At 60.6% G+C, this 1302-nt stretch carries 1 protein-coding gene; it reads right to left on the bottom strand.

The features are described from left to right. Positions 1–88 precede the first annotated feature (88 nt). Positions 89–1302: thioesterase domain-containing protein (locus tag EN893_RS34245; protein ID WP_245490961.1), on the bottom strand; the 1214-nt coding region annotated here is incomplete at its 5' end.

Genomic DNA, 1302 nt, shown 5'->3' with positions numbered 1-1302 from the left:
CCGAGAACCTGCTCGCGCAAAGTCTCGACGATGCGATCGATCTCCAGCCGGGCATCGAGCGCCAACACATCGCTGCTGAATTCCCCGATCAGGTCGATGACACTGCCTCCTGTTGGCGTGACTCGACTGAAGAGTAGGTCTCGGTCACAGCGTTTTCGATGAGCGGGCGATTGATGGTCAGATGGGGCTCCACGACCATGTCGATGTGAGTGCCGGCGATCGGAATGACGTCCAGATGGACGAATGCCCGGTCCCACCCGAGTGCAAGCGGCATTCCGGGCCGCGCGCAACGGAACAAGGTGCCGGTGATCGGCAGTATCGGCCTGGGTTCTGCCAGCCATCGGAAGAAGGCGCGCGCCCGCAGAACCTCCTGCAGTTCCAGTTTGGTTCTGAAGCTCGTCGGGTTGAACTGACCCTCGGCATAGCGGTCGAGGAAGCTGGCAAGCCGGGATTCGCAGTGCATTTTGACCGCGACCTTGGCAAGCGCGCGGCACGCCACCCGACTAGCCGATATACGATTGGTTCGGATCCGGTGAAATGTCCGGGTAATGGTCTCCCAACGCTTGCTGCGCTCGCCAACCAGACTGGTATCCAGAATGCCCGTGAACGCTACCGCTCGCCCTTGATCAAGCAGACGCGCGGCAACCTCAAAAGCGACCGCTCCTCCGAGCGAGTGGCCAAGCAGGCGAACACAGCCGGTAGGCTGCACGCGGTTGATATGATCGATTGCAGCTTCGACCATTGCGGCGACAGTGTTCTGACCTTGCAGGATCATGCCCAGGGCCGGATATCTGATGGGAGACACCCTGGCGACCTTGCTTATTGCCGATGCGAACGAAGCAAGGCTCGGACCATAGCCGACCGAACCGGGGAAAAGGAAAAGCAGTGGAGGCTCGTGTTTCCAGGCAGGCGCGTGCTCGCCGCCTCCTTGAGCGGAAATGACCGCTGCAACCATCTCATCGAAGCTCATTCCAACCGTGAAGGCTTCCAATCCGAGCTCCTGCCCGATCGCGCTTTCGATTTCCATCACGCAATGCAGCAGCTTCAGCGAATCTCCCCCCGCTTCATCCCAGCAGCCCAGGGCGACCCGCGTCTTGAGGACCTTGGTCCAGGCACGCCGTACGATCTGATGAGCCGGAACTTCATTTCCCGCATGGGGGATTTGCGGTGGGGGCGTTGTTTCCCGAACCGAAAGGTCGATTGCAGCCAGCATTGCCATATCGATCTTTCCGCTGGCCAGTCGCGGTATCTCGGCGCTTGCATGGAGCCGCAGCGGGCAAAGCGCCGGCGGCAATTTTGTCC

The sequence above is a fragment of the Mesorhizobium sp. M7A.F.Ca.CA.004.04.2.1 genome, assembly GCF_004022825.1.
GTDB lineage: Bacteria > Pseudomonadota > Alphaproteobacteria > Rhizobiales > Rhizobiaceae > Mesorhizobium.
This window is presented reverse-complemented; position numbering and strand designations above follow the sequence as displayed.